Raw genomic sequence first — 25,673 nt, forward strand, 5'->3', positions numbered from 1 at the left:
TTATGGATAGTCGAACTACCTATTAAGCGGAGGAATCATGGATGCACTCGCATTGGCCGCAGTCCTCGTCACCGGCTTCGTCGGCTCAGCGGAGTTCGGGTCTGCCGCCCTGGTCCATCCGGTGATCCGTCGACTGGCGACGGACGATCAACTCATCATGGAGAAGGGCCTGCTGAAGACGTTCGGCCGGGTGATGCCGGTGGGGATGACCGCAGCGACAGCGCTGGCCATCATCATTGCCATCGATGAGCCCAACGCATGGTTGGTTTCGGCAGCAATCAGCCTCAGCGTCGCTCTGGTCGTGACGATCATCGGGAACGTCCCGATCAACACCCGGACGGGACGGATCACCGAGGAGACCGCCCCCGAGGGATTCATCGCCATGCGCAGACGGTGGGACGTCTTCCAGATCGTGCGCGCTTCACTGCAATTGCTCGGATTCGTCCTGGTGGCGGTCGGAGCCGTCGGACTCGCCTGAGCACCCGTCAACGTTCATCTCGCCGTCAGGGATGTTCCGGCACGCGCGTCGCAGCACTCTGACCGCTGAGGTTTCAGTCCATCCGTCGCCGGAGTTCGGTGACTCCGCTGCCCGTCAGCTCTGTCAGTGATTCCGGTCGACCGGCCATAGCCAGGACGAGGTCGAGGACACGACCGGTCACCTCCGGCCCGCTTCCGGATTCGAAGTCGGCGTCGACAGCACTGAGCTTCAACCCTTTGACCAGGGTCTTCGAGTTCACTGCGAAGTCCTGAGAGGCGAAGTATCGGGCCACCTCGACGGTCGCCTCGGCGCCAGGGGTCAGGTCGAGTTCCAGTGGTCGTGCGATGTCCTGGCCGTGGACGATGACTTCACCCAGGAAGGCCGGGAAGTCTTTGGTCGGCGCGATAGTCAGTGGGATCGAGCTGTGGAACTTCGCAAGGGTCTCCTCAGGTGAGCCACCGAGGCGGCGCTCGAGCAGTCGCGCATTGTGTTTGGCAGGATCGAATCCCGCCCGAACGATGCTGCGGATCCAGGCCCACTTCCCGGTGTTGGCTGCGGCTGTCAGGTGGGCGACGACCTGCTCGACCGTCCAGTCTGCACACAGAGTGGCGAGCGCCCACTGCTCCGGTTCGAGCGTGGAGAGCAGATCGGCCAGGCGCGCGCGTTCCGTGTGGATGAGGTCCCAGTATTCGGCTTCGATCATCTGCTCGTCCCCTGTGATTCGTCGCCCGAGACGCTGACGCACCCCTCGTCTTCTACGTCGAACAGCAACCGGAAGCGTTCGCAGACGACCGGCATCTCGGGCGCGAATCCGCGCCGGCCATGCTCTTGCCAAAAACGCTCATGGATCTCGCGCCAAGCGGCCAGGGTTCGGTCGCCTTCCCCTTCCGAATGGGCATGCTCGGCGGTCACCTCGCAGAACGGAACGATGTCGATCGCCGTGGTTTCGATGAGGGCTCTCGGCCGGCCTCGGCCGTCGAGGATGATGCTCAGTTCACCCACCTCGGGTACGGATTCGTCATCGGCTTCGATGTCCCACAGCGCCGAGGCGGTGCCCGTCTTGGTCCCAGCCAGCACGAGAGCGAGGAGGTCGTCCGCATGCTCGGGAGTCGCGCCGAACGCCCATGCTTCAGGCATCGCTTCCGGCAGGTCGGGGCTCCGGGCGCGGACCCGCCCCCAGAACGAGTCGAGTGCGGCGCCGACCTTCTTCGCATGGCTCATGACACGGCCTCAAGCTGGTGCTTCAGACCTTGGATCAGGCTTGTCAACCCGAACTCGAAGGACGCCACCGCTGACGAGTTCTCGCCGAATCGAGGATCCAGCGCACCTCGAATCTCCGCAAATCTGTCTCCGGCCGATTCTTGAGTGATGAGGTCGACCGGAGCGACGATGTCCAGAGCGGAACCGAGGACATAGGCTTCGACAGACCGCATCACCGCCACGGTCTGACCCTGCGGCCATCCCCCTCGACGAAGTCCACCGATCACTGAGTCATACATTTCATACGTTGAGAGGTCTCGAATCGAGGTCGTGGCCAGCAACCGGATGAGATTCGGATGGTCGGCAAACGCCCTGAGATACGACCGGGCCCACAGTTCCAGCCCCCTGTCCCACGACACGCTCTCCGACGATTCCTCAATCCCGGCAAATACTTGAACGTCGATTCCAGCCACAATACGGGCGCGCATCAATTCGATGAGTTCACCTCGGCCGGAGACATGGTTGTACAGAGAGGACACCTGCCTGTCGACGCGAGCCGCCAGAGTTCGCATCGACAATGACTCTTCGCCGAGGTCGTCGACAAGCGCGAGCGCGGCATCAACCAGCCGATCCTGATTCAATCTCACAGAATGCTCGCTCTCAATTTCGCACTTCCCTACATCTTTCGAGCAGTGTATCGTGTTCCCAGTCACATACGAACACTGTTCGTGTAAACGCCGGTGCGGCCGGCCACAAACAATGGAACAGGAGGACGGCAGTCTTGACGACACAGCACTTCCACAACGGCACCATCTGGTTGGGCGCCGGCGCCCAAACTGAGGATTCCCTTGTGGTTCAAGATGGCACTGTCGTTGCCTCTGGTTCACATGCGGTGGCGGCCGTCCTCGATCAAGTTTCGAGCCACGACGGCGCAGAGTTTGAGTCCATCGATCTCGACGGCGGGTTCCTCATGCCGTCCTTCGGCGACGGCCATGCTCATCCGATCTTCGGTGGCATGGAAGCAGAGGGCCCACAGGTGAGATCGTGCACGAGCGTCGAAGAGATCATCGCTGAAGTGAAACGGTACGCCGAGGCTCATCCCGACGACGACTGGATCACTGGTGCCTCATATGACGGCAGCCTCGTACGCGACGGCCTCTTCGACGCCGAATGGCTTGACAGAGCCGTGTCCGACCGACCGGTCGTCCTTCGCGCTTGGGACTACCACACCGTGTGGTGCAATTCTCGAGCATTGGAACTCGCGGGAATCACCGCGGCAACCCCGGAGCCGCAGATAGGCGAGATTCCTCGCCGAGACGACGGCTCACCGCTGGGCACTCTGCGTGAATGGGGTGCAATTGATCTGATCGACGCCGTTCGTCCGCCACACCACGATTCCGTCCGACTTCGCGCTCTCGATCGGGCAGCCGACTATTACCTGGCTCGAGGCGTCACTTGGGTCCAGGACGCTTGGGTGGAGCCAGCCGATGTCGAGACCTATGCGTCCGCCTCTCAGCAGGATCGGCTCAAACTGCGATTCAACCTCGCGTTCTACGCCGATCCCCGCCGCTTCACGCAACAGCTGCCCGAAATGCTTTCTGCGCGCCGAAGGATCGAGGAACTTTCGGATCCGTTCCTGACCGCTCAGACCGTGAAGTTCTTCGCCGACGGAGTCATCGAGAACGAAACCGGTGCGCTCATCGAGCCCTACTGCTCCTCCCTTCACAACCACGGCATGCGAGTCTGGGAAGGAGATTCGCTGGCAGAGGCGGTTCGCGAAGTCGACGCGGCAGGTTTTCAGATCCACATCCACGCCATCGGCGACGCGGCCGTTCGACAAGCATTGGATGCCATCGAGTACACAATCCGGAACAACGAAGCCCGTGATCGACGGCCGGTGATCGCACATGCCCAGATCATCGACTCTGCCGACCTGTCCCGCTTTGCTGAACTCGGCGTCATCGCGAATATGCAGCCTTTGTGGGCTCAGCTCGATGACCTCATGACAGTACTCACCGTCCCCCGGATCGGCAGAGAACGCGCCGTGGCGCAATATCGGATGCGCAGCGTCCTCGACAGCGGCGGGCACCTTGCGTTCGGTTCGGACTGGCCCTGCACTTCAGGGGCGCCGCTCGAGGGTCTCGCCGTTGCCGTGAGCAGACAGACCGATGACGGTGAGCCCGACGGCGGGTGGACTCCCGAAGAGATCCTCGACGTCGAACGCTCTCTCGACGCTTATTCGGCTGCGGTTGCCCACCAAGCATTTGCAGACCAAAGACCCGACGAGTGGGGAGTGATCCGTCCGGGCGCGAGCGCCGACTTCATCGTTCTCGATTCGGATCCTCGAACACTTCTCCCCCAAGAACTGTCTGATGCCCCTGTTCGCCGCACATACCTGCGCGGCGCGGCCGTCTACTCAGCGGACTGAATCGAAAGGACAATGATGTCCCATTCCAACCACAGTGTCACCACTCAAGACTCCGCCGAGACCCACCTGAAGCGTGCGCTCGGAGTGCCTTCACTCGTCTTCTTCGGCCTCGTCTATATGGTTCCGCTGACAGTCTTCACGACTTACGGAATCGTCACCCAGGTCACCGGGGGCCGCGTCCCAGCCGCATATGTCATCACCCTGCTGGCAATGGTGTTCACCGCCAGGTCATACGCGAAGATGGCCGCCGCGATGCCTTTCGCCGGTTCGGCATACACGTACACGCAGAAGAGCTTCGGAGCAGGAATCGGCTTCGTTGCCGGCTGGGCACTGCTTCTCGACTATCTGTTCCTGCCGATGATCAACTATCTGGTCATCGGCATCTACCTCAGCGCAGCATTCCCCATGATTCCGGCTTGGGTCTTCGTCGTCTCTGCCATTGTTCTCGTCACCGTCCTCAACGTCATCGGAATCGTCTCCGTTGCACGGGCCAACATCGTCATCATCGCTGCCCAAGCTATTTTCATCGTTGTCTTCGCTGCGCTCGGCATCGCCTCATTCACCGGATCCGGTTCTGTCGACCTAGCGGCGCCGTTCACTGGTGACGGTTCTGCACCCGGATTCGACAATGTCATGGCCGGCGCAGCGATTCTGTGTCTGTCTTTCCTCGGCTTCGATGCGGTCTCGACTTTGTCCGAGGAGGCCAAGGACGCGAAGAGAGCAGTTCCCCGCGCGATCGTCATCGCCACTGTCACCGGCGGCCTCATCTACATTGTTCTGTCGTACCTGGCTCAGCTGGTCTACCCGTCGAATCAGTTCGCCGATGTCGATTCAGGTGCGCTTGACGTCATGGCGGCGGCCGGCGGCGAATTCCTCACCGCCTTCTTCACCGCCGCCTATGTCGCCGGAGCATGCGGCTCGGCTCTGACCTCGCAGGCATCAGTCTCACGCATTCTCTTCGCGATGGGTCGCGACGGTGTGCTCCCGAAAAGCTACTTCGGCCGCTTGTCACCGCGCTTTCACACACCCACGATTGCAACTCTGACTGTCGGCGCAGTCTCTCTGCTTGCGCTCGCCGTCGACCTCGCATTCATATCGGAGATGGTCAGCTTCGGTGCTCTGATCGCGTTCTCAGCAGTGAATCTGTCGGTTATCAAGCACTTCATCATCGACGAGAAGAATCGCGGTTCACGTGCTGTTCTCAGTTCGATCGTTCTACCGGGAATCGGGTTCTGTCTGACCCTGTGGCTGTGGACGAGCCTGTCTCCGCGGACTCTTCTCATCGGCGCCATCTGGCTGGTTCTCGGAGTCGGATACCTCGCTTTCGTCACACGGGGATTCCGTCGGCCGACACCAATGCTCGACCTGACGGACTGACGTTGACCTACTCGGCTCAACGGGCACGCGATCACCCTCGACACGATCCGGCTCGTCATCGGAGCCGTCATCCCAGCCGTGGCAACAAAGGGCCTCCGCACCCAGCTTTCCGAACTCGCCGTTGACTCGGCCGATTCAGATCAGCCGGGATCCGTGGCAAAAGCCTGAAGAGGATGCGCTTCGATCATCGCCCGCGGGCTCGAGACAATACCGTCCCGAGCGCGCAGGCGATGGCACATCCGGCAGCCATCCAAGCTACCCACACCTGCCATGCCTCAGGCCCTTCAAGAAGCCCAGGAAACAACAGCATCAACACCCCAGCAGACACTGCCAGCCCGAGGATGAAACCAGCCAAAGCACTGTTGTTCGCCATTTCATTCACTCCTGTTCAGTCAAGCCGCCTAAAGAAGAAACTGCTCGATCTCATCAATCGTCGACCGATTGTCACGGTGCACGATCGCATCCATGCCGACGGCACGGGCGCCTTCAGCACAGACTTCGTGGTCATCAATGAAGAACACGTCTCCGGCGTCCGCAGCCATCCGCTCAAGCGCATTCTCATAGGCCTCCGGTTCCGGCTTGAGCAGACCGGTCTCGTGACTGTAGAGAATCGGGTCAAAGACTTCACTGAACCCGAACCGCCGTTCTTCCTCGCGCCGCGCCCCGTCCACTGAGTTCGACAGAATCGCCACACCGGCGCGTGGCCGCAGCGCAGCTGCATACTCAAACAACTCTGTATTGAGACTCCCGCAGTATTCGTGCCACATCTCGGCCTGCATAGCCTCGATCAGGTTCGAATCCATCTCGAGCGCTCGACCCAGCTTCGACCAGTACTCGTCCCGCGTGTCCGCTCTACGGTCGATGACCGGCAAGTCCGCCGCCAGAATGCGCGCCCGATACTCCTCCGCTGAGAATCCAGAGCGCTCCTGCCACCGGCGAACGAAAAGCTGTCCCCAGGTGTCATCATCAACGACCTCCAGCACTCCCCCGATATCGAAGAGCACCCACTTCCTCAAACTCATGAGGCAAGACTACCTACCGATGCTCGCGCTACTCGTGTGCCGGAAAGCCCAGGTTGAGGCGAATAGCCCATGTTCCAACGTGAGCTGCTGACCCTAAACCGTGCCGCGCGCCGTGCCGCAGCAAAGAATACCCCGCCTCTTGTAATAGTGTGCGACACACACTATCGTGTGATGCATGAACGAGGATGAAGACAAGGCACTGGCCACCCACGAACAGGAGCTGCGACGCGGCACCGTGGTCTTCGCCAGCCTCGTCGCCTGTCGACGGCCGCAGTACGGCTACTCGCTGCTGACGACGCTGACCGAAGCAGGCATCGCCACCGAGGCCAACACCCTCTACCCCCTCCTGCGGCGGCTCGAGAAACAGGGCCTGCTCACATCGGTTTGGAACACCGAACAAGCCCGCCCCCGCAAGTACTACACACTCACCGACAGCGGCGCCGAAGTCGCCGCCGCACTGCACCGCCACTGGCTCGAACTCAACTCCAGCATCACCAAGCTCTGGAAGGACGGCACACCATGAGTGCGCTCACCGAAATCTACGTCGACAACGTCACCCGCCACCTGCCCGAAGACTCCCGGCCCGACATCGCCGCCGAGATCACCGCCACGATCGACGACATGGTCGACGCCCGCCTTGGCGAGGATGCGGATTCGTCCCCGGATCACACGGCGACCGTCGAACGCGAAGTCCTCGAAGAGCTCGGCGATCCCGTCGCGCTGTCGCGGGAGTACTCGAACTCTCCGCAGCACCTCATCGGCCCGAATTCCTACCCGCTCTATATCTGGGCGCTGCGTTGGGTCCTGCCCATCGTCGGTCTGCTCGCCGTGCTCACAAACATCGTGACCACCATCGCCGTCTCCCCCGGAGTCCAGATCGGAGAGATCATCGGCAAGACGGCCGGCAACACTGTCATCGCCCTGCTGACCGCCTTCGCGGTCATCACGATCATCATCGGCCTCGGCGATCCCGGCCGGGACGGCGGAGCAGCCGATTCGCTCCGGAAGCGGAAACCGGGCACGTGGACGATCGATGATCTCGACCGACGTGATTCGCACAGCAAGCAGATCCGCGCCGAGGCGGGGCTCGGGCTGGTCTTCATCGTCGCCCTGGCAGCCATCCCGTTCATCCCGACAACCCTGCTCTACGTCGGCCACCTCAACGATGGGGAGACGTTCGTCAACCCCGACCTCGGCGTCGGCTGGCTGCTCGGCTACTGGGCGTTCCTCGCGCTCATGGCCGCAGTCGAGGTCATCAAGTTCACGACCGCCTCGGCGAAACCGACCGTGGCCATCATCGGCGGGATCGTCGACATCGCCATGGCCGTCTTCCTCACCATCGCGCTGCTGACTCAGCCGGTCCTCCACCCCGAGCTCACGAACACCGCGAACGCCGACTTCCAGCAGATCATCACGGTCATCGCGATCTGGATCATCGTGATCTGGGACCAGGTGAGCACCTGGCGGATCTATCGCCGCAATCGTCGGTGAAGTTGTGCGATCGGGACGGCCACCTGCCGACCCGATCGCACAGCTGGTGAGAGATTTCAGTCGCGGCGGCTGGCGATGACAGTGAACTTCTTGTTCCGGGCCAGCTGCCGACTCGGTCCGATGATCGATTCGAGACGATCCCGGTAGCGCAGATGCGAATTGAACACCGTGAGCACCTGCCCGCCCGGCGCGAGATGCTCGGCGGCCGTGGCCATGAGCGCCGCGGCCGTCTCGGTCTCGATGGCCGTTCCCTGATGGAACGGCGGATTGAGCAGGATGACATCGAATTCGCCTAAGTTCGCGAGCGCCGGTTCTCCCGGATCCGCGGCGTCACCGAGGATGATATCGACTCCGACTCCGTTCGCCTCCGCTGTGGCCCTCGCCGAGGCGACCGCCGCCTTCGACACATCGACGCCGAGCCCCGTATTCGCCCCCGAGGCCCGCATGGCCGCGGTGAGCAGCCAGCCGTTGCCGCAGCCGAGGTCGAGCACGGACTCCGGCGCCCCACCTGGGAGCAGTCCCAGCAGTGAGTCGATGAGCAGCTCCGAGCCCTCATCGCTCTTCGTCCCTGAGAAGCAGGCCCCATGAGCGCGGACTTCGAGCTCACCGACACCGCGATGGGTGATCACCCCGCGGCGTGGGAATTCCGGCAGACTCGGAGAGGACAGGGGGCGGCTGCCGATGATCATCCGGTGCTTGCCGACCCCCGGCGAGACATCGACTCGGCCGAAGCCGCGGGCAAGCTCCTTGTTGACGCCACGGCTCATCGCATCGCTGCGGCCGATGACGATGATGGTGCTCGCCAACGGCTGCAGTACCGCGATCGTCTCGGTGAGCGCATTCATCGCCTTCGGAGCGTTGACGACTGCCCACGTCTCCCCCACGCCGAGTTCGGCCAGTCCCGCGATCTCATTGAGCTCGCTCACCGCCAGCACGGGGGCCGCTTCGGCACCTGGCTCTCCGGCGACTCCCGCGGATTCGCCGGCTCCGGCCAGGGACTCGACCGCTGCGGCCAAAGTCCGTGCCTCGTCGAGCCGGTCGTTGTATGTGCATACCTGCGTCAGCCGGCCGAGCAGGGTCGCCTGCAGACCGTGCGCATCGTCGACGAGGATGAGGTTCTCGGGGACCTCGGCTGAGAGTTCGGCGGCCACGAAGGTGCCTTCGGTGTTCCGGCCCGAGACGTCGAGGACTCCGAGTCGGCGACCTATGACGTATTCGATGAATATGCGTGCCTGCGGCAGACCGGGCACGTCACTGAGCTGAGGGAATATCGCCAGCAGATCCCGGCTGCGGTGGGCGGCGGCAGAGTCAGAGGGCAGCAGGGAGGCGGACATTCGATCAGTCTAATCCGAGCGGACCGGTCGCCGCCTCCTTGAGGGTGTGCCGCTCAGCCTTCGGCGTCGTGGTCGGTTTCGATGAGCTGCTTGAGGTGGGCCAATGCTTCGTCGGCTCCGTCACCCTCGGCGCGCAGAACGACCTTCTGACCGTATTCCGCGCCGAGGCCCATGAGGGAGAGCACGCTGGCCGCGTCGAGGGCATCCTCGGCCGGTTCGCCCTCCAGGGCGATAGTGATCTCGAGATCGTAGTCTGCGGCGGCCTCGGCCAGCAGTGCTGCTGGACGGGCGTGCAAGCCGACGGTGCTTCCGACTGTTGCGATGGTCTCTGCCATGAGTTGTCCTTCCTGATCAGACCGGCCGTGGTTCGGCCTGCCCGGTGTTTCGGCATGTCCTATTGGTGGTGTCTGTGGTGGTGCTGAGTATGTCACGGGGCCACTCGCCCGACAGCCGGACTCACAGGCCGAGCTCGTCGAGGATCGGCAGCTCGGCTCGGACCGCGGCCTTCGCCTCGCTCGGGCTGCGCGCCGCAAGTGCGCTGCGGGCGATCTGCTGTGCCTGGTCCAGGGAGACACCGGACAGCACCTCGGCGACTGCCGGCAGAGCCCGCGGCGCCATGGACAGGCTGGTGACTCCGAGGCCCACGAGCACGACGGCCAATGCCGGATCGGCCGCGGCCTCTCCGCACACGCCCACCGACTTCTCCGCCGCAGCGGCCTGGGCGGCGGCGATGCCGATGAGCTGCAGGACTGCCGGCTGCCACGAGTCGCTGAGTTCGGCCAGGCCGCCGAGCATGCGGTCGGAGGCCATGACGTACTGGGTGAGATCATTCGTGCCGATGGACGCGAACTCGACTTCCTCGAGGATCGTGGCCGCCTGCAGCGCCGCCGAGGGAACCTCGACCATGACACCGGCGGTGGGGAGTCCTGCCGCACGAACGAGGTCTGCGAACTGTCGGGCCTCCTCGGCGGTGGCGATCATCGGAGCCATGACGTGGACGGTCACCGCATGCCTTGAGGCGGCGAGCGCGATCGCCTCGAGCTGACGTTCGAGGACGCCCTGAGCCCGGCGACTGGTCCGGAATCCGCGTACGCCCAGGGCCGGGTTCGGTTCATCGGCGTCGGTGAGGAACGGCAGAGGCTTGTCGGCTCCGGCGTCGAGGGTGCGCACGACGACCTTGTGATCATCGAAGGCTGCGAACACCTGCCCATAGGCCTCGGCCTGCTCCTCGACGCTGGGTTCGGTGTCACGATCGAGGAAGCAGAACTCGGTGCGCAGCAGACCGACGCCTTCGGCACCGGCGGCTGCCGCTGCCCGTGCCTGAGCGCCGTCGCCGACATTCGCACGCAGTGGAATCCGGGTGCCGTCGCTCAAGAGGCAGGGTCCGGTGAACGACTGCAGACGGCCAGCCGTCTCCGCCCATGCCTCGACGAGGCCGGTCTCCGTCGCTCCGGGTTCGGTGCGCAGGACTCCGGCACCGCCGTCGACGAAGACGGGTGTGTGGTCGGTGATCTCGCGGACGCCGGCGGCTGCGACCACGGCGGGAATGCCCAACGACCTGGCGAGGATGGCCGTATGGCTCTGCGGTCCACCCTCTGCGCAGACGAGTCCGACGACCAGCTCAGGATCCAGAGTTGCGGTGTCGGCGGGAGCGAGATCCGTGGCGATGAGCACGAAGGGCTCGGCCGCGTGTGGAATGCCGGGGGCCGGCACTCCACGCAGATGGGCGACGAGGCGGGCGCGGACATCGAGGACGTCGGCTGCGCGTTCGGCCATATAGCCGCCGAGCTTCTCAAACTGTGCAGCGGTCTCCGCGGCCACCGTCCAGATCGCGGTCTCCGCGTCGGTCTCAGGCAGGCGTCTGATCGCCGTCTTCACCAGGGTGGGGTCCTTGGCCATGAGGGCGGTGGCCTTGAGCACGTCGCGGGCGTCCCCGGTGACGGATTCGGCGCGCTCACGCAGTTCGGCGTGGACGGCGGCCGAGGCCTCTCGGATCCTGTTCGCCTCCGCTTCGGGATCAGCCGGGGCGGGCTTCGCCACGGGTGCGGACACGGGGTCGGGCATGGTCAGCGCCGGGGCGATGACCCGTCCGGGTACGACTCCGATGCCTGAGAACTCTGCGGACATCCCCATTCCTTCCTGTCTTGCCTCGTCGGTGAGAGCGGTCAGACTCGTGTGGCGTCAGCGTTCGACGATACCGGTTCGGCCTGCTGAGCCTCACCGGCCGAACCGGATCCGGTGGTCGAACCGGTCGACGCGGCTGCGGTCGTCGCCGGTGCGGACCGGTCGGCCGCCTCGGCGAGGCCTGCCGCTCCGCCCTTGCGGACGAGGATCTTGAGCGCGAGCACCAGCACGGCGCTGATGATCGTGCCGACGACGACGGAGAGCAGGAACAGCAGGAACGAGTCGATGGCGAAGAAGACGAACACGCCGCCGTGCGGGGCCTGGCTGGTGACGGAGAAGGCCATCGTCATGCCGCCCGTGACGCCGGCACCGACGACCGAGGCAGGGATCACGCGCAGCGGATCGGAGGCGGCGAAGGGAATCGCGCCTTCGGAGATGAACGCGGCGCCGAGCAGCCAGGCGGCCTTTCCATTTTCCTTCTCCGCCTGGGAGAAGATGCGTGGGCGGACGGCGGTGGCCAGCGCCATGGCCAGGGGCGGAACCATTCCGGCGGCCATCACCGTGGCCATGATCTCCCACGGCACGGGGTTGTCGACGGAGCCTGCGGCGAGGCCGGCGACGGCGAACGAGTAGGCAACCTTGTTGACGGGGCCGCCCAGATCGACGGCCATCATCGCGCCGAGGATGAGCCCGAGGACGACGGCGGCGGTTCCGGTCATGGAGCTCAGCCAGCTGTCGAGGCCCTTGGTCAGGGCGCTGATCGGTCCGCCGAGGACCATGAACATCAGGCCCGAGGAGACGAGGGAGGCCACCAGCGGGATGATCACGACGGGCATGAGTCCGCGCAGCCACCTCGGTGCGGCGAAGGAGCCGATCCAGTGGGCGATATAGCCGGCGAGGAGTCCGCCGATGATGCCCCCGATGAACCCGGCGCCCATGAGCACGGCGACGGCGCCGACGGTGAAGCCGGGAGCGATTCCGGGGCGGTCGGCGATGCCGTAGGCGATGTATCCGGCCAGGGCGGCGACGAGGAAGCTCATCGACAGGTTGCCGATCTGGAAGGCCACGGCGCCCAGGTAGGCGCCGACGGGTCCGAGTGCCAGGTCACCGTATTCGGTGGGCAGGTTCCACAGGGAGTTGCCCAGGACGATGTCCTCGGCGTAGTCGGGGATGTCGAATCCGCCGAGGAGGAACCCCAGTGCCATGAGCAGTCCGCCGGCGGCGACGAAGGGGATCATGTAGCTGACACCGGTCAGCAGCACGCGCTTGAGGTGGGCGCCGATGCTTTCGCGAGAGTTTCCTGCCGTGGACGATTCGTCGTCGGCGGCGGCGTGAGCGGCGGCCAGCCTGCGGCCGTTGGGAGCGTCCGCCTCGGCGAGGGCCTTCGCGATGAGGCCCTGCGGATCATCGATTCCGGCCTTGACCGGCACTTGCACATAGGGTTTGCCGGCGAACCGCGGCTTGTCCCGGACGTCGACGTCGACAGCGAAGACGACGGCATCGGCGGCATCGATGACGGACTGGTCGAGCGGAGTCGTGCCGCTCGAGCCCTGAGTCTCGGTGACGACGTCGATGCCCATCTCGGCTCCGGCCTGGGCGAGGGCGTCGGCGGCCATATAGGTGTGGGCGATTCCCGTCGGGCAGGCCGTGACGGCGACGACGCGGCGGGGGTGGTCGGTCGAGGAGGCGGCGGATTCGGTGGGGGCCGCAGCGGCGGCGGCGGTGGATGCGCCGGTGGGGGTCGACTCGGTGCTGGTCGACTCTTCGGGCGTCTCGCGCAGACCGAGGGCGGTTTCGACGAGGTCGACGACTTCCTGCTCGGTCGTCGCCGCGCGCAGGGAGGCGACGAAGTCCTTCTTCACCAGCGACCGCGCGAGTTTCGACAGGAGCTTGAGGTGGTCCTTCCCGGCGCCCTCGGGCGCGGCGATCATGAACACGAGGTCGGCGGGGCCGTCCTTGGCACCGAAGTCGACCGGCGGGTTCAGACGAGCCATTGCGAGGCTCGGTTCGGTGACCGCCTCGGTGCGGGCGTGCGGGATGGCGATGCCGCCGGGAACGCCGGTCGGGGTCTTCTCTTCGCGGGCGATCGCCGCGTCCGCCAATCCGTCTGCGGAGTTCGCGCGGCCCTGTTCGGCGATCGTGGCGGCCAGAGCGCGGATGACAGCGGACGACTCCGTCCCCTGATCCGCGTCGAGGACCACCAGGTCTGTTGTGATGAGCGATGTCATCGTGCCTCCTCGGCTTCGGGGGCTGTGCCCTCGTATCGGTGGGAAGTGTCGTCGGTATGCGTGCCTGCAGGCGCCGTTGCCGGTGTGTCCAGTGACGTCACGGTCACCGCGTCGGTCCGGGCGTCCGCCGGGCTCGGCACTCCGGTGCCGCGCAGCCGGGCGGCTGCGGCTCCGTAGGCGACGGCTCGCGCCAGAGCCGCATCGGGTTCACGGCCGTCGGTCAGACCCAGCAGGTACCCGGCGAGGGTGGAGTCGCCCGCGCCCACGGTGCTCACGACCTCCATCGGCGGATGCTGGGCATGCCAGGCGATGTCCGGCTGGGCGAGAACTGCGCCGCCGGCGCCCAAGGTCGCAAGGATCGACCGTGGGCGGAAGCCGCGCGCGTTGAGCAGGGTCGATGTGGCGCGAGCCGTGAGCTGCGGTGAGGACTCGAGGCGGTCGGCGGTCGTGTGCAGTTCGGCGGTGCCGAGGGATTCGACGGCGTCACGTGGGTCAGAATCGTCCCGGAGACCGGAGGCGTGCAGGAGGCCGGCGGCGTTGAGGAGCTCGGCGAGTTCTTCGGCGTTGGGTTTGATGAGATCCGGTGAGGCCATCAGGGCCGCAGCCAGAGGAGCACCGGAGGTGTCGACGGCGATCAGCGGCGGACGATCAAGCTGGCGGATACGTTGGATCGCGCGGGCGTAGAAGTCATCGTCGACTCCTGGAGGCAGCGAACCGGCCAGGACGACCCAGCTCGCACCGACTGCCTGCTCGGCCACGAGATCGAGCAGTTCGTCCTGAGCCTGCGGGCTCAGAGGCGAGCCTGGTTCGTTGATCTTCGTCGTCGTGCCGTCGGGTTCGGTAACGGTGATATTGGACCGCAGCGGCGTGCCGGTGGGAACGGAGCGATGAGCCAGTCCGATCGCGTCGAGTCCGGTGAGCACCGGGTCGTCGATGTCTCCGGGCAGGACCGCCAGGGTGTCACAGTCGGCGGCCGCCACGGCACGGGAGACGTTGACTCCCTTGCCGCCGGGCTGCTGTCCGGCCCAGACGGCGCGCTGCACCTGGCCGCGGAGAACGGGGCCGGGCACTTCGATGGTCCGATCGAGGCTGGGGTTGGCGGTGAGGGTGAGGATCATGGAGTGACGACCTCGACTTCCGCAGTCTCCAGATCGGCCGACAACGACTCTTCCGGCGCGTCATCGGTGATGAGGACATCGATCTGGTCGAGTTCCGCGAACCGCACCAGAGAGATGGCATCGAACTTCGCTGAGTCGGCGAGCACGGCGACCCTGCGTCCGGAGTGCACGAACGCTGACTTCGTCGCCGCCTCGTCATGGTCGGGCGTGGAGACGCCGTCGCCGGTGAGTCCATTGGTGCCGAGCACCGCGAGATCGACCCGGTGGCCCTCGATGGCCGTGATCGTCTGCGGTCCGACCATGGCCCGGGTGACCGGGCGGAATCGGCCGGGGAGGACGAAGATGTCGACGCCGGGCGCTCCGGCCAGACTGTCGATGGCGGACAGGGAGTTCGTGATGACTCGCAGCTGTCGCGGCGCCTGTCCGGCGACGAGGCGGCCATGGGCTTCGTCGGCGATCGCGCGGGCGAAGGCCGCACAGGTCGTGCCGCCGTCCACGGAGATGCTCATCGTCTCCTCAAGCAGGCTCAGCGTGGACCGGGCGATCGTTGTCTTCTCATCGAGGTTGTGGATCTCGCGGTCGTCGAAGGCCGGCTCTTCGAGGCTGTGGGGACGGCAAGGCACCGCTCCCCCGTGGACGCGCTGGAGGGCTCCGGCCTTTTCGAGGGCGGCGAGGTCGCGTCGAACGGTTTCCGTCGTGATGTCGAAATCGGCGGCCAGATCGGTGACATTGACCCGGCCCGCTTCGCTGACGAGCTCAGCGATGCGTCGTTGCCGTTCTTCAGCGAACACGTCCGGCCTTTCCCTTCGCGCGGCTCATCGTCATACGGACGAATAACCACGTGGTTATCTGTTGGTTTGAACGATCTTAGGACTCTATTCACGCACCGTCAATCACATTCCAACATCTTTCCAATTATTCCCACATCACCTAGTGGTCGACCCGGCAAGGCGGCTCGACCGAGGCGGCGAGATCGATAAATGACGAGTGCCCCGGAACTCAGCGTTCCGGGGCACTCGTCATTCACGGTCGGGGTGGGCCACCTCGGCGATGGGATCAGCGGACCGGGTAAGCCGCCTCGGCGATGGGGTCGACCATCTGGCGATCAGCTGCCGATGCGCTTGTACGCCGAGGAATCGGCGTTGTCGATCGTCGAGTGTTTGCGGTTGTCGTGCATGAAAGCCACGGCGACGAAGCCGACGATCGCGATGACGACGACGTAGACGGCGAACCAGGTGCCGATTCCGGCGTTGCGGAACCACAGAGCGACGTATTCGGCGGAGCCGCCGAACAGCGAGTTGCCGACCGCATAGGTGAAGCCGACGCCGATTCCGCGGATGTGGGCCGGGAACATCTCGGCCTTCACGATTCCGGAGATCGAGGTGTACATGCTGATGAACGCCATGGCGATGACGATGAGGATGCCTGCAGTGAGGACGGAATCGGCCTTGCCGATCATGCCGAGCAGCGGGATGGGCAGCGCGATCATGCCGATGACGAAGATGAGCATGTTGTTTTTACGGCCGATCTTGTCCGAGATCTTGCCCGCGATGGGCTGCATGACGACGAAGATGAGCAGGCAGATTGTCATGAGGTCAGCGATGGAGCCTTTGTTGAACACGGCTTCGCCCGGGGTGCCTTCGTTCTGCAGCAGCAGGAACTTCTGCATGTAAGTGGTGAAGACATAGAAGACGAGCGATCCGACGCTGGTGATGCCGAGGACGACGAAGAAGGCGCGCGGGTGGCGCAGCACTTCGCGGAAGCTGCCGGAGTTCTCGTCCTTGCGGGTGTCCGCCGAGGTCGTCTCCTCGAGTCCGCGGCGCAGCCACAGGGAGACGATCGCGGCGGCAGCGCCGATGGCGAAGGGCAGTCGCCACCAGCCGGCTTCGATCTGGTCGGTGCCCAGAGTGTGGGTCATGATGACGGCCAGCAGGCTGGCCAGCAGCTGGCCGCCGATGAGAGTGACGTACTGGAAGGAGGAGTAGAAGCCGCGTTTGCCTTCGGTGGCGACCTCGGACATGTAGGTGGCGGTGGCGCCGTACTCGCCGCCGACGGCCAGCCCCTGGATCATGCGCACGATGAGCAGCAGGATCGCGGCCCAGGAGCCGACGACCGCACTCGTGGGCAGCAGAGCCATCATCAGCGAACCGGCGCACATGAGCAGAATGGAGATGAGCATCGAGTTCTTGCGCCCGAGGCGGTCGGCGGCGCGACCGAAGATGTAGCCGCCGATGGGACGCATGAGGAAGCCGACGAAGAAGACGCCGGCAGCCTGCATCAGTGACAGTGCTTGGTTGTCAGCGACGAAGAACTGGTCGGCGAAGTAGACGCTGAAGAAGGCGTAGATGTAGAAGTCGAACCATTCGACGAGGTTGCCCGAAGAGGCAGCCATGATGGCCTTGACCGTCTTCCATTCCGACTTCTTCTGCGCTGGGGTCTCACCGGCTTCTGCCTGGTCGAGATGCATATTCTGATCTGTCAATGCTTCTTCTTTCTCACTCGTACGCGGCGCACGCAGCGCCCAGGTCACCTTACTGCCGAGTCAATCGAACTGACGATTCAGTCAGTAATTGAGATTTGGGGTCGGAGGCCCGATTCCGCGGGGTTTTCGCACGGTTTACGCGCGGTTACAGAGCAGAAGTCGCTCGAGGCTGACGATCCCGTACCTGGTGAGGTGAGGAAGATCTCAGTCGAAGCTCCCCGTTTCCCCCGTCGCAGAGTGAGCTGCCGCCCGTCCGAACAGCGCGGATATGCTACTAATTGAGAGAGCTTCGTCCAATGTCGCACCAGGAGAGATCATGACAATCCTCGTCGGTTATTCCCCCTCGCCCGAAGGCAAGGCCGCTGTCGAATTCGGCATCGAGCAGGCCCGCGCATTCGACGATGTCCTCGTCGTGCTCAATGCCGGAATCGGTGAGACTCCCGACGAGCGCGGCGTCGCCACCAGCAAAGACATCGAGGAACTCAAGGAGACGCTGAAGTCTTCCGAGGTCTCCCACGAGATCCTTCAGTTCCTCCGCGGCAATGACCCCGTCGAAGAGCTTCTGGCGCTGGCCGAGGCGACCGCCGACACCCGCATGATCGTCATCGGATCACGCCGCCGCTCCCCCGTGGGTAAGCTCATCATGGGCTCGACGGCCCAGCGCATCATCCTCGACTCCGACGTCCCCGTCGTCTCCGTCAAGGTCGATCGCCGGAAGAAGAAGTAGCCTGCGGCGAAGGACTCCCAGCGCCGCGCCTGAGGTCTTTCAGTCCCCTGCGATGGCGGCGACGAGGGCGTCGACGTCTTCGGCCGTCGTGTCGAAGGCGCACATGAGGCGGACGATGTCCTTCTCCAAGGGCCAGTCCGCGAAGGCGAATTTCTGCCGGGCGCGAGCGGCCACCTCGGCGGGCATGCGGACGAACACGACGTTCGACTCGACCTTCTGCACGATCTCCAGTCCGGGGACACGGCCGCTGCCGGCCACCTCGGCGAGTCTCTCATTGAGATACTGAGCCATCTCGTTCGACCGGGTGGCGGAGGTTCGCCACAGGTCCCCTTCGTACAGGGCGTTCAGCTGGGCGGAGAGGTAGCGCATCTTCGAGGCCAGCTGCAGGTTCATCTTGCGCAGGAACCGCAGTCCCTGGCCGATCTCCGGGTTGAGGACGACGACCGCCTCGGCGCCGAGCAAGCCATTCTTCGTTCCGCCGAGGCTGACGATGTCGACTCCGGCCGCGGTCGTGATGTCGCCGAGGCCGACGCCGAGGTGGGCGGCCGCGTTGCCGAGTCGGGATCCGTCGATGTGGAGGATCATGTCGTTCTCGTGCGCGGTGGACGCGATCGCCGCGATCTCGTCCGGGGTGTAGGTCGTGCCCCATTCGGTCGATTGGGAGATCGACACGGCCAACGACTGCGCATTGTGTTCGCTGCCGCGGCCGATGATCGCACCCTTGACCGTCTCGGGGGTGAGTTTGCCGTTCTCGGTGGCAGCACCGATGATCTTGAGCCCGCCGACCTTCTCCGGGGCGCCGGTCTCGTCGTAGTTGATATGCGCCGAGGCGGCCGTGATCACCGCCGCCCACCGCGGCAGCGCCGACTGCAGGGCGAGCACGTTCGCGCCGGTGCCGTTGAAGACAGGAAACGCCTGAGCCTCGGGCCCGAAGTGGTGGGCCATAATGTCGTGGAAGCGCTGTGTCCACGGATCTCCGCCGTAGCCGGGCGTATGGCCGACGTTGGCCTCGGCAATGGCCGTGATGACCTCGGGGTGGACCCCGGCCCAGTTATCGGACCCGAAGTTGCGCGGGTGCGCCTCGGGGCTGGGGTCGACAGGTGGGGCTGCGGTGCCGGTGTCGGGGAGAAGGTCCGCGGGGTTCGTCGACTGCGCTGTCTGATCAGATGTCTGAGAGTTCACGATCCCAGCCTAGACCCTCCGCGGGGCCCTGACACGACGGTCCGCGCGATGTCAACGGAGCTTCAGACGCCCCTCCTGCGGGCAATAACGGCTTCAAAATGCATACGCAGATCATTCGTGCGCGGCAATCACACTTTGAACCAGTTGCAGGGCTCTGCGCCGCCCCAACCGACCGAGACGCACTGCGGCCCGCCTCCGTTTGTGGAGGCGGGCCGCAGTGTGGTTCGGATCAGTGCCGGTCAGGCGCTCACCCGATGCGGGAGTGCTCGACTCAGCCGAGGAGTCCGCGCATGAGCTCGGCGGTCTCGGTCGGGGTCTTGCCGACCTTGACGCCTGCAGCTTCGAGGGCTTCCTTCTTGGCCTGAGCGGTTCCCGAGGAGCCGGAGACGATGGCGCCTGCGTGGCCCATGGTCTTGCCCTCGGGAGCGGTGAAGCCTGCGACGTAGCCGACGACCGGCTTCGTCACGTTCTCCTTGATGAAGGCTGCTGCGCGCTCTTCGGCGTCTCCGCCGATCTCGCCGATCATGACGATGGCTTCGGTCTCCGGGTCGGCCTCGAATGCTTCGAGCGCATCGATGTGCGTGGTGCCGATGACCGGGTCTCCGCCGATGCCGATGGCGGTCGAGAAGCCGAGGTCACGCAGTTCGTACATCATCTGGTAGGTCAGGGTGCCGGACTTCGAGACGAGGCCCAGCTTGCCCTTCTTCGTGATGTTGGCCGGGATGATGCCGGCCAGCGACTCACCGGGGGTGATGATGCCCGGGCAGTTGGGTCCGATGATGCGGGTGGCGTTTCCGGCCGCCTGCGCACGGGCCCAGACCTCTGCCGAGTCCTGCACCGGGATGCCCTCGGTGATGATGACGAGCAGACCGATCTTGGCGTCGATGGCCTCGATCGCGGCGTCCTTGGAGAACGCCGGCGGCACGAAGGCCACGGACACGTCGGCACCGGTGGCTTCCATCGCCTCGGCGACGGACCCGAAGACGGGGAGTTCGACCTCGTTGCCGGCCTGGTCGTTGTGCTTCACAGTGGTGCCGGCCTTGCGGGCGTTGACACCGCCGACGACGTTCGATCCGGCTGCGAGCATGCGGGCGGTGTGCTTCGAGCCCTCTCCGCCAGTGATGCCCTGGACGATGATCTTCGAATCGGAATTCAGGAAGATAGACATTGTTGTAAAGACCTTTCCTTACTTGGCAGCAGCCAGTTCGGCGGCCTTGTCGGCTCCACCGTCCATCGTGTCAGTGAGCGTGACGAGCGGGTGCGCGGCCTTCTGGAGGATGGCGCGTCCCTCTTCCACGTTGTTGCCGTCGAGGCGGACGACGAGCGGCTTTGTGGCCTGGTCGCCGAGGATCTCGAGGGCCTTGACGATGCCGTCGGCCACGGCGTCACAGGCAGTGATTCCGCCGAAGACGTTGACGAAGACGGACTTCACCTGATCATCGCCGAGGATGACGTCGAGTCCATTGGCCATGACCTCAGCCGAGGCGCCGCCTCCGATGTCGAGGAAGTTCGCGGGCTTGACGCCGTTGTGGTTCTCACCTGCGTAGGCGACGACGTCGAGGGTCGACATGACCAGTCCTGCGCCGTTGCCGATGATTCCGACCTCACCGTCGAGCTTGACGTAGTTGAGGTCGAGCTTCTTGGCCTTGAGCTCCAGCGGGTTCTCTGCGCTGATGTCGCGCAGCTCCTCGTGCTCCTTCTGGCGGAAGTCGGCGTTGTCGTCGAGCGAGACCTTGCCGTCGAGGGCGATGATGTCGCCGGCACCGGTCTTGACCAGCGGGTTGACCTCGACCAGGGTAGCGTCTTCCTTCTCGAAGACGGTCCACAGGCTGGTCAGCACGGGGGCGACCTTCGCGGCGGTGTCGGCATCGAAGCCGGCCGCCTCGGCGATCTCTGCTGCCTTGGCATCGTTGATGCCGTCGATGGCGGAGACGGGGATCTTGGCGAGCGCTTCCGGACGTTCCACGGCCAGCTGCTCGATCTCCATGCCGCCTTCCTTCGAGCACATGGCCAGATAGGTGCGGTTGGACCGATCGAGGAGGACGGAGAAGTAGTACTCCTCAGCAATGTCGGCACCCTCGGCGATCATCACCTTTTCGGTGATGTGGCCCTTGATGTCGAGTCCCAGGATGTCCTTGGCGCGAGCCTCGGCCTCATCGGGGTTCTTGGCGACCTTGACGCCGCCGGCCTTTCCACGGCCGCCGATCTTGACCTGCGACTTGACGACGACGACACCGCCGCCAAGATCTTCGGCTGCCTTCTTCGCTGCTTCTGGCGTCGTCGCGACCTGGGCCTTGAGCACGGGCACTCCGTGCTTCTCGAACAGGTCACGTGCTTGATACTCGAAAAGATCCACGTGTTTTCCTTCGTTTCTGCTGCCGGGTGGTTGGCCCCTGCAGGTTCGTTGACGGATGCAACAACCAAGGACAACCATATTCCCAAACGCACCCGTCCATCCAAACCTGCAGGTTAAACGGACCCTGAGAGTAAGGAATCTCTCGTCAAAAAGTATCTTTGCGCTCAAGATTCTTGATATGGACGTAAAATCGATTCATGGACGAAGTGGATCGAATAGTCGCAGCCTGGCGACGTGAGCGTCCGGATCTCGACGTCTCCCCGATGGAGATCCTCTCCCGAGTCTCGCGGCTGGCCAGGCAGTTGGACCTGGCACGGAAGGCGAGCTTCTCCGATTACGGAATCGAGGGATGGGCCTTCGACGTGCTCTCCGCCCTCCGCCGGGCCGGTGAGCCCTATCAGCTCTCCCCCTCGACCCTGTTGCAGGAGACGCTTGTCACGAGCGGCACCATGACCAATCGCATCGACCGCCTCGTGGCCCGCGGATGGGTCGAGCGTCGCCCCGATCCGGGTGATCGCCGCGGAGTGCTCGTCCACCTCACCGACAGCGGCCGCGCCACCGTCGACTCCGCCCTGGCGGACCTGCTCGTGAAGGAGCGCGAGATCCTCAGCGGCCTCACCTCCGCCGGCAGCCGCAAGCTCGCCGGACTTCTGCGCGAGCTGTCCACCGGCTTCGACGGCAGCGAAGACTGAACCCACTCCGAGCACAGTCACACCTGCCCAACCACAGACACGGACACACGAAACCCACCCGAACCCCGATGACGAGGACCCAGCCATGAACGACGACCTCACGAATTTCACAGGTGCACAGCCGCCTCGGCGAGAGCCCATCCACGGTCATTACGTCGATCTCGAACCCCTGGATCCTGCCGTCCACGACGATGATCTGTTCGCTGCGGTCTCAGTTGCCGACGGGATCGAGGAGCGGTTCCGCTACCTGCCGCAGTCTCCGCAGACCGAACGCAGCGACTTCGATACCTGGATCGCCGAGGCGGCCACGTCGTCCGATCCCCTCTTCTTCGCCGTCGTGGACCGATCCACCGGTCGAGCCGAGGGGCGGCAGGCACTGATGCGCATCGACACCGCCAACGGAGTCATGGAGATCGGGCACATCCTCTGGGGTCCGGCGCTGCGGCGGACGCGAGCAGCCACCGAGGCGCTCTTCCTCTGCGCCGATCTCGCCTTCGCCTCCGGTTTCCGACGCTTCGAGTGGAAGTGCGATGACGCGAACGCCCCGTCGAAAGCGGCCGCCGAACGCTTCGGGTTCACCTTCGAAGGAGTGTTCCGACAGCACCTCGTGTACAAGGACCGCAACCGCGACACCGCGTGGTTCTCGATCATCGACAGCGAATGGCCGGCGCTGCGATCGGCGTATGAGCAGTGGCTCGACGAAGCGAACTTCGATGCCGCGGGCGGCCAGCGGCAGAGCCTGCGCGAACTCATCGCCGCAGCGCGCCGCGGCTGAGGCAGCAGGGTCGGGCGCCGCGGTTGGGCGGCCGGCCTGTGACGTCAGGGTCAGTGCGTCGCACCCCGGCGCAGAAGTCTCGCACCCGCGCTGCTTTCACCGCCTCGCCGCGCGTCCACCCGGGCTCGGACCGTCCCGCGCATTACGCTGGAAGCGACACCACTTGGACGCTGAAGATACCTCGAGGAACCATGCGACTTCGCCCCCTTGCCCTGCTGTCCGCCGCAGCACTGCTGGCCACGACAACGGCCTGCGTGTCGACTCCCGATGAGACCCGACCCCAGCCGCGCCCTTCGGTGAGCAAGGAGGAGGTCACCCCGATCGAGACGCCAGACGATGCACCGAAGGTGTCCATCGTCGATTCCTCGCCAGGTGGGGCGAAGGACACCGACCCGCTGTGGCAGGGCCTCGCCGAGGCGGCCGAGAAGAAGACCGAGGCCTACCTCAAGGTCTACGTGCACACCGGCAACCCGGAAGTCCCCGACTCCGGCGAGACGACCGTGACCGCCGACAGCCCCGACAGCGTCAGCGTCACCGTCGACTCGAAGAACGTCGACGACGGTGCCTCCCCGTTCCTGCTCATCCACGGCACCTTCGAGGTCGAAGAGATCGGCAACTCGGCTTACACCCTCAAGACCGTCGATGACGAAGACATCCCCGAGCTCGACCCGAAGGGCCCGGATGACGAGAAGCGCTGCACCGCCGATGATGCCCAGGACCGCATCGGCCTGGCCGCCGACGACCTCGCCGAAGATCCCGGTCGTCGCGAGGAGTTCCGCCAACAGTGGGGCGGTTCGCCGCGCGTGTGGTGGGGCATCCAGATGACCGCTATCAGCCTCGGCGAAGAGGGCGGAGTCGCCGGCGACTACCTCACTGAAGCCTGCGGAGAGTTCCTCCAGTAATCTCTGGGCACTCCTCGCCTTGCCTCGGTGCGTGTTAAGTGTGCGCAGATTGCCACTCTGAAGCCCGTTTTGGGTAATCTGCGCACACTTAACGCGTACCAACGGTCAACCGGCGGCGTCGCCACCCGGCGTTCTGCGTGCGACGATGAGTTCATGAAGATCGCTGTCATCGGAGCTGGAATCGGCGGACTCTCGACGGCCGTGGGACTGCAGAGGGCCGGCGCCGAGGTCACCGTGTTCGAACGTGGCCCCGAAGTGAGGGCCGGTGGTTCGGGACTGTCGATCTTCGCCAACGGGCTTGCCGCACTGGAGTCGCTCGGTCTGCGCGAGGCGTTCGACGCCGTGACCGATTCCAGCGTCGAAGGCTTCGCCGCAGGTCAGCGCCGCGCAGACGGGCACTGGATCGCTCAGGTGCCCGATGATTCGGTCGGTGCGCTGCGCATCGTCGACCGGGCCGACCTCCACCGCATCCTCCTCGATGCTCTGGCTCCCGGGACAGTGCGCACCGGCACCGAGGCGACGGCGACCGGCACCGACGGGACGCTGACTATCAGGGCCAGGTCCGCCGACGATTCGAGCACGATGGAGTCGATCGCAGAGCGTTTCGACCTCATCATCGGCGCCGACGGTCTGCACAGCTGGGTCCGCACCGTCGTCGACGGTGAACCGGTGGCACCGCGGTACTCCGGGTATTCCGCGTGGCGGGGCATCACCTCGGTGCCGGTGGATCTGTCCGGCGAGGCCGGGGAGTCGGTCGGGCACGGACGCCGCTTCGGCATCGCTCCGCTGGCCGACGGCCGAGTGTACTGGTTCGCCGTGGCGAATATGCCGCAGAACGCGGTCTTCGCCGATGAGAAGGCGACGATCGAGCAGATGTTCACAGGCTGGCACTCCCCCATCGCCGAGCTCATTGCCGCCACCCCCGCCGAGGAGGTCCGCCGCACCGCGATCTCCGACCTCTCCCGCCGGTTGCGTCGTTATCACCGCGGCCGAGTCGTCCTCCTCGGCGATGCCGCGCACGCGATGACGCCGAACCTCGGTCAGGGTGGCGGTCAGGCCCTCGAAGACGCGGCGACGCTGGCCGTCCTGCTCACCCCGCTGATCAGTAAGTCTCCGGGGCCCGAGGCGAATCGACCCGGGCGGATGGTGGAGCAAGCCGAGATACCAGTCTCCGCTGCAGGTGCGGGAGCGGGCGCAGGTGTGAACTCTGCCGACGATGTGGGCACACGCGCCGGTGTGAACCCGGCCCACGACGCGGGCCCGCGCGCCTCAGCACCGGCAGACCTCGCTGCGGCACTCAGCCGCTATGACTCGCTGCGGCGTCCGCGGACGCAGTCGATCGCACAGAAGTCTCGGCTGATGGGGCAGGTGTTCCAACTCGAATCGCCGCTGCTGGCGCGGCTGCGCAATGCCGTCTTCTCAGCGGTTCCGTCGCGACTCATCGCCGCTCAGGCCGCGAGCGTCCAGAAATGGTCGCCGCCGACGCTGCCGTCGTGAGTTGGATGTGGCAAAAAATCCGCTGAGGCGCCGATTTTCCGCCTTTTACCCACAGTGAACGCGTTCGCCATGCGCGAAGTCGGCGGGCGCGGCAACCTCGAACCGTCAGACACGGACGCCGTCGTCGCGCGAGTTAAGTGTGCGAAGAGTGTCCGTCAGACGCAGTTTTTCGGCAATCTGCGCACACTTAACGCGTTCGCCGGGTGGCAAGCCCACGGCAGCGCAGCCAGCCAGCGCAGTCGTGACCTCTGTTCAGGGGA

General features: G+C 64.9%; 24 protein-coding genes. 10 read left to right on the plus strand and 14 right to left on the minus strand.

What is annotated here, in order from left to right:
* Positions 1 to 37: 37 nt before the first annotated feature.
* On the plus strand, positions 38 to 478 hold the full coding sequence (locus ACVZTU_RS12825) for an anthrone oxygenase family protein (protein WP_482400527.1): 441 nt from the start codon (positions 38 to 40) through the stop codon (positions 476 to 478).
* 73 nt (positions 479 to 551) lie between these two features.
* Here ACVZTU_RS12825 and ACVZTU_RS12830 read toward each other — a convergent pair whose 3' ends face one another.
* Genes ACVZTU_RS12830 through ACVZTU_RS12840 form a run of 3 tightly spaced genes read right to left on the minus strand, consistent with a single transcriptional unit; the run spans position 552 to position 2,325 of the window.
* Complete coding sequence (locus tag ACVZTU_RS12830; protein WP_376906738.1) at positions 552 to 1,181, minus strand: maleylpyruvate isomerase family mycothiol-dependent enzyme; 630 nt, start codon at positions 1,179 to 1,181, stop codon at positions 552 to 554.
* Positions 1,178 to 1,699, minus strand: coding sequence for an ASCH domain-containing protein (locus tag ACVZTU_RS12835; RefSeq protein WP_376906737.1), 522 nt, complete (start codon positions 1,697 to 1,699; stop codon positions 1,178 to 1,180). Before ACVZTU_RS12835 ends, ACVZTU_RS12830 begins: the two co-directional genes overlap by 4 nt.
* Positions 1,696 to 2,325, minus strand: coding sequence for a TetR/AcrR family transcriptional regulator C-terminal domain-containing protein (locus ACVZTU_RS12840; protein ID WP_172171111.1), 630 nt, complete (start codon positions 2,323 to 2,325; stop codon positions 1,696 to 1,698). The genes ACVZTU_RS12835 and ACVZTU_RS12840 overlap by 4 nt, the downstream gene beginning before the upstream one ends.
* A 134-nt stretch (positions 2,326 to 2,459) precedes the next feature.
* Between ACVZTU_RS12840 and ACVZTU_RS12845 the strand changes: the two genes are divergently transcribed.
* Together ACVZTU_RS12845 and ACVZTU_RS12850 are read left to right on the plus strand one after the other, a co-directional pair.
* Positions 2,460 to 4,106: an amidohydrolase gene (locus ACVZTU_RS12845; protein ID WP_376906735.1), complete on the plus strand. Its 1,647-nt coding sequence runs from the start codon at positions 2,460 to 2,462 to the stop codon at positions 4,104 to 4,106.
* A gap of 15 nt (positions 4,107 to 4,121) precedes the next feature.
* Complete coding sequence (locus ACVZTU_RS12850) at positions 4,122 to 5,483, plus strand: APC family permease (protein WP_139468928.1); 1,362 nt, start codon at positions 4,122 to 4,124, stop codon at positions 5,481 to 5,483.
* A gap of 401 nt (positions 5,484 to 5,884) precedes the next feature.
* Here ACVZTU_RS12850 and ACVZTU_RS12855 read toward each other — a convergent pair whose 3' ends face one another.
* Positions 5,885 to 6,505 (minus strand): HAD-IA family hydrolase, encoded by a 621-nt coding sequence (locus ACVZTU_RS12855; protein ID WP_248283997.1) that lies wholly within the window; start codon positions 6,503 to 6,505, stop codon positions 5,885 to 5,887.
* 175 nt (positions 6,506 to 6,680) lie between these two features.
* Between ACVZTU_RS12855 and ACVZTU_RS12860 the strand changes: the two genes are divergently transcribed.
* Positions 6,681 to 7,028, plus strand: a complete 348-nt coding sequence (locus ACVZTU_RS12860) for a PadR family transcriptional regulator (protein ID WP_259357762.1) — start codon at positions 6,681 to 6,683, stop codon at positions 7,026 to 7,028.
* Entirely contained in the window at positions 7,025 to 7,996 is a 972-nt protein-coding gene (locus ACVZTU_RS12865) for an HAAS signaling domain-containing protein (protein WP_376906733.1), read from the plus strand. Before ACVZTU_RS12860 ends, ACVZTU_RS12865 begins: the two co-directional genes overlap by 4 nt.
* A gap of 56 nt (positions 7,997 to 8,052) precedes the next feature.
* Here the strand turns inward: ACVZTU_RS12865 and ACVZTU_RS12870 are convergent, their stop codons facing one another.
* The 7 genes from ACVZTU_RS12870 to ACVZTU_RS12900 all read right to left on the minus strand — a co-directional run bounded on the left by ACVZTU_RS12870 (position 8,053) and on the right by ACVZTU_RS12900 (position 17,282).
* On the minus strand, positions 8,053 to 9,330 hold the full coding sequence (locus ACVZTU_RS12870; protein WP_376906732.1) for a class I SAM-dependent methyltransferase: 1,278 nt from the start codon (positions 9,328 to 9,330) through the stop codon (positions 8,053 to 8,055).
* A gap of 53 nt (positions 9,331 to 9,383) precedes the next feature.
* Complete coding sequence (locus ACVZTU_RS12875; RefSeq protein ID WP_139908539.1) at positions 9,384 to 9,665, minus strand: HPr family phosphocarrier protein; 282 nt, start codon at positions 9,663 to 9,665, stop codon at positions 9,384 to 9,386.
* 121 nt (positions 9,666 to 9,786) lie between these two features.
* A complete protein-coding gene (ptsP, locus tag ACVZTU_RS12880) occupies positions 9,787 to 11,457 on the minus strand; it encodes a phosphoenolpyruvate--protein phosphotransferase (protein WP_434590663.1) in 1,671 nt (556 codons plus the stop codon).
* A gap of 38 nt (positions 11,458 to 11,495) precedes the next feature.
* Complete coding sequence (locus ACVZTU_RS12885) at positions 11,496 to 13,682, minus strand: PTS fructose transporter subunit IIABC (RefSeq protein WP_482400528.1); 2,187 nt, start codon at positions 13,680 to 13,682, stop codon at positions 11,496 to 11,498.
* Positions 13,679 to 14,800 carry a 1-phosphofructokinase family hexose kinase gene (locus ACVZTU_RS12890; protein ID WP_482400529.1) on the minus strand — a complete coding sequence of 374 codons (1,122 nt, stop codon included), beginning with the start codon at positions 14,798 to 14,800 and terminating at the stop codon, positions 13,679 to 13,681. The genes ACVZTU_RS12885 and ACVZTU_RS12890 overlap by 4 nt, the downstream gene beginning before the upstream one ends.
* Positions 14,797 to 15,591 carry a DeoR/GlpR family DNA-binding transcription regulator gene (locus ACVZTU_RS12895; protein ID WP_482400530.1) on the minus strand — a complete coding sequence of 265 codons (795 nt, stop codon included), beginning with the start codon at positions 15,589 to 15,591 and terminating at the stop codon, positions 14,797 to 14,799. Before ACVZTU_RS12895 ends, ACVZTU_RS12890 begins: the two co-directional genes overlap by 4 nt.
* A 314-nt stretch (positions 15,592 to 15,905) precedes the next feature.
* Positions 15,906 to 17,282 carry an MFS transporter gene (locus tag ACVZTU_RS12900; RefSeq protein WP_482400531.1) on the minus strand — a complete coding sequence of 459 codons (1,377 nt, stop codon included), beginning with the start codon at positions 17,280 to 17,282 and terminating at the stop codon, positions 15,906 to 15,908.
* Positions 17,283 to 17,598: 316 nt separating this feature from the next.
* Here ACVZTU_RS12900 and ACVZTU_RS12905 point away from each other — a divergent pair, with 316 nt between their 5' ends.
* Positions 17,599 to 18,009, plus strand: coding sequence for a universal stress protein (locus ACVZTU_RS12905; protein ID WP_139468937.1), 411 nt, complete (start codon positions 17,599 to 17,601; stop codon positions 18,007 to 18,009).
* Positions 18,010 to 18,048: 39 nt separating this feature from the next.
* On the opposite strand, the gene ACVZTU_RS12910 is transcribed toward ACVZTU_RS12905, so the two are convergent.
* The 3 genes from ACVZTU_RS12910 to sucC all read right to left on the minus strand — a co-directional run bounded on the left by ACVZTU_RS12910 (position 18,049) and on the right by sucC (position 21,547).
* Positions 18,049 to 19,191, minus strand: coding sequence for a threonine aldolase family protein (locus ACVZTU_RS12910; RefSeq protein WP_181271604.1), 1,143 nt, complete (start codon positions 19,189 to 19,191; stop codon positions 18,049 to 18,051).
* A 271-nt stretch (positions 19,192 to 19,462) separates the two neighbouring features.
* Complete coding sequence (gene sucD / locus ACVZTU_RS12915; protein ID WP_139468939.1) at positions 19,463 to 20,359, minus strand: succinate--CoA ligase subunit alpha; 897 nt, start codon at positions 20,357 to 20,359, stop codon at positions 19,463 to 19,465.
* 18 nt (positions 20,360 to 20,377) lie between these two features.
* Entirely contained in the window at positions 20,378 to 21,547 is a 1,170-nt protein-coding gene (sucC, locus tag ACVZTU_RS12920) for an ADP-forming succinate--CoA ligase subunit beta (protein ID WP_139908545.1), read from the minus strand.
* Between the two features lie 197 nt (positions 21,548 to 21,744).
* On the opposite strand from sucC, the gene ACVZTU_RS12925 reads away from it, so the two are divergent.
* The 4 genes from ACVZTU_RS12925 to ACVZTU_RS12940 all read left to right on the plus strand — a co-directional run bounded on the left by ACVZTU_RS12925 (position 21,745) and on the right by ACVZTU_RS12940 (position 25,413).
* Positions 21,745 to 22,239, plus strand: coding sequence for a MarR family winged helix-turn-helix transcriptional regulator (locus tag ACVZTU_RS12925; protein WP_181271603.1), 495 nt, complete (start codon positions 21,745 to 21,747; stop codon positions 22,237 to 22,239).
* An 85-nt stretch (positions 22,240 to 22,324) separates the two neighbouring features.
* Positions 22,325 to 23,014: a GNAT family N-acetyltransferase gene (locus ACVZTU_RS12930; protein WP_181271602.1), complete on the plus strand. Its 690-nt coding sequence runs from the start codon at positions 22,325 to 22,327 to the stop codon at positions 23,012 to 23,014.
* Positions 23,015 to 23,205: 191 nt separating this feature from the next.
* Positions 23,206 to 23,916, plus strand: a complete 711-nt coding sequence (locus ACVZTU_RS12935) for a hypothetical protein (protein WP_172171087.1) — start codon at positions 23,206 to 23,208, stop codon at positions 23,914 to 23,916.
* 153 nt (positions 23,917 to 24,069) lie between these two features.
* Complete coding sequence (locus tag ACVZTU_RS12940) at positions 24,070 to 25,413, plus strand: FAD-dependent oxidoreductase (protein WP_446657116.1); 1,344 nt, start codon at positions 24,070 to 24,072, stop codon at positions 25,411 to 25,413.
* The last annotated feature ends 260 nt before the right edge of the window (positions 25,414 to 25,673 follow it).

Source organism: Brevibacterium sp. OS20 (assembly GCF_056837565.1).

Coding starts and splice junctions, on each gene's coding strand:
- ACVZTU_RS12825 (WP_482400527.1), top strand. CDS start 38: ATGGATGCACTCGCATTGGCCGCAGTCCTCGTCACCGGCTTCGTCGGC.
- ACVZTU_RS12830 (WP_376906738.1), bottom strand. CDS start 1,181: ATGATCGAAGCCGAATACTGGGACCTCATCCACACGGAACGCGCGCGC.
- ACVZTU_RS12835 (WP_376906737.1), bottom strand. CDS start 1,699: ATGAGCCATGCGAAGAAGGTCGGCGCCGCACTCGACTCGTTCTGGGGG.
- ACVZTU_RS12850 (WP_139468928.1), top strand. CDS start 4,122: ATGTCCCATTCCAACCACAGTGTCACCACTCAAGACTCCGCCGAGACC.
- ACVZTU_RS12855 (WP_248283997.1), bottom strand. CDS start 6,505: ATGAGTTTGAGGAAGTGGGTGCTCTTCGATATCGGGGGAGTGCTGGAG.
- ACVZTU_RS12860 (WP_259357762.1), top strand. CDS start 6,681: ATGAACGAGGATGAAGACAAGGCACTGGCCACCCACGAACAGGAGCTG.
- ACVZTU_RS12865 (WP_376906733.1), top strand. CDS start 7,025: ATGAGTGCGCTCACCGAAATCTACGTCGACAACGTCACCCGCCACCTG.
- ACVZTU_RS12870 (WP_376906732.1), bottom strand. CDS start 9,330: ATGTCCGCCTCCCTGCTGCCCTCTGACTCTGCCGCCGCCCACCGCAGC.
- ACVZTU_RS12875 (WP_139908539.1), bottom strand. CDS start 9,665: ATGGCAGAGACCATCGCAACAGTCGGAAGCACCGTCGGCTTGCACGCC.
- ptsP (WP_434590663.1), bottom strand. CDS start 11,457: ATGTCCGCAGAGTTCTCAGGCATCGGAGTCGTACCCGGACGGGTCATC.
- ACVZTU_RS12885 (WP_482400528.1), bottom strand. CDS start 13,682: ATGACATCGCTCATCACAACAGACCTGGTGGTCCTCGACGCGGATCAG.
- ACVZTU_RS12890 (WP_482400529.1), bottom strand. CDS start 14,800: ATGATCCTCACCCTCACCGCCAACCCCAGCCTCGATCGGACCATCGAA.
- ACVZTU_RS12905 (WP_139468937.1), top strand. CDS start 17,599: ATGACAATCCTCGTCGGTTATTCCCCCTCGCCCGAAGGCAAGGCCGCT.
- sucD (WP_139468939.1), bottom strand. CDS start 20,359: ATGTCTATCTTCCTGAATTCCGATTCGAAGATCATCGTCCAGGGCATC.
- ACVZTU_RS12925 (WP_181271603.1), top strand. CDS start 21,745: ATGGACGAAGTGGATCGAATAGTCGCAGCCTGGCGACGTGAGCGTCCG.
- ACVZTU_RS12930 (WP_181271602.1), top strand. CDS start 22,325: ATGAACGACGACCTCACGAATTTCACAGGTGCACAGCCGCCTCGGCGA.
- ACVZTU_RS12935 (WP_172171087.1), top strand. CDS start 23,206: ATGCGACTTCGCCCCCTTGCCCTGCTGTCCGCCGCAGCACTGCTGGCC.
- ACVZTU_RS12940 (WP_446657116.1), top strand. CDS start 24,070: ATGAAGATCGCTGTCATCGGAGCTGGAATCGGCGGACTCTCGACGGCC.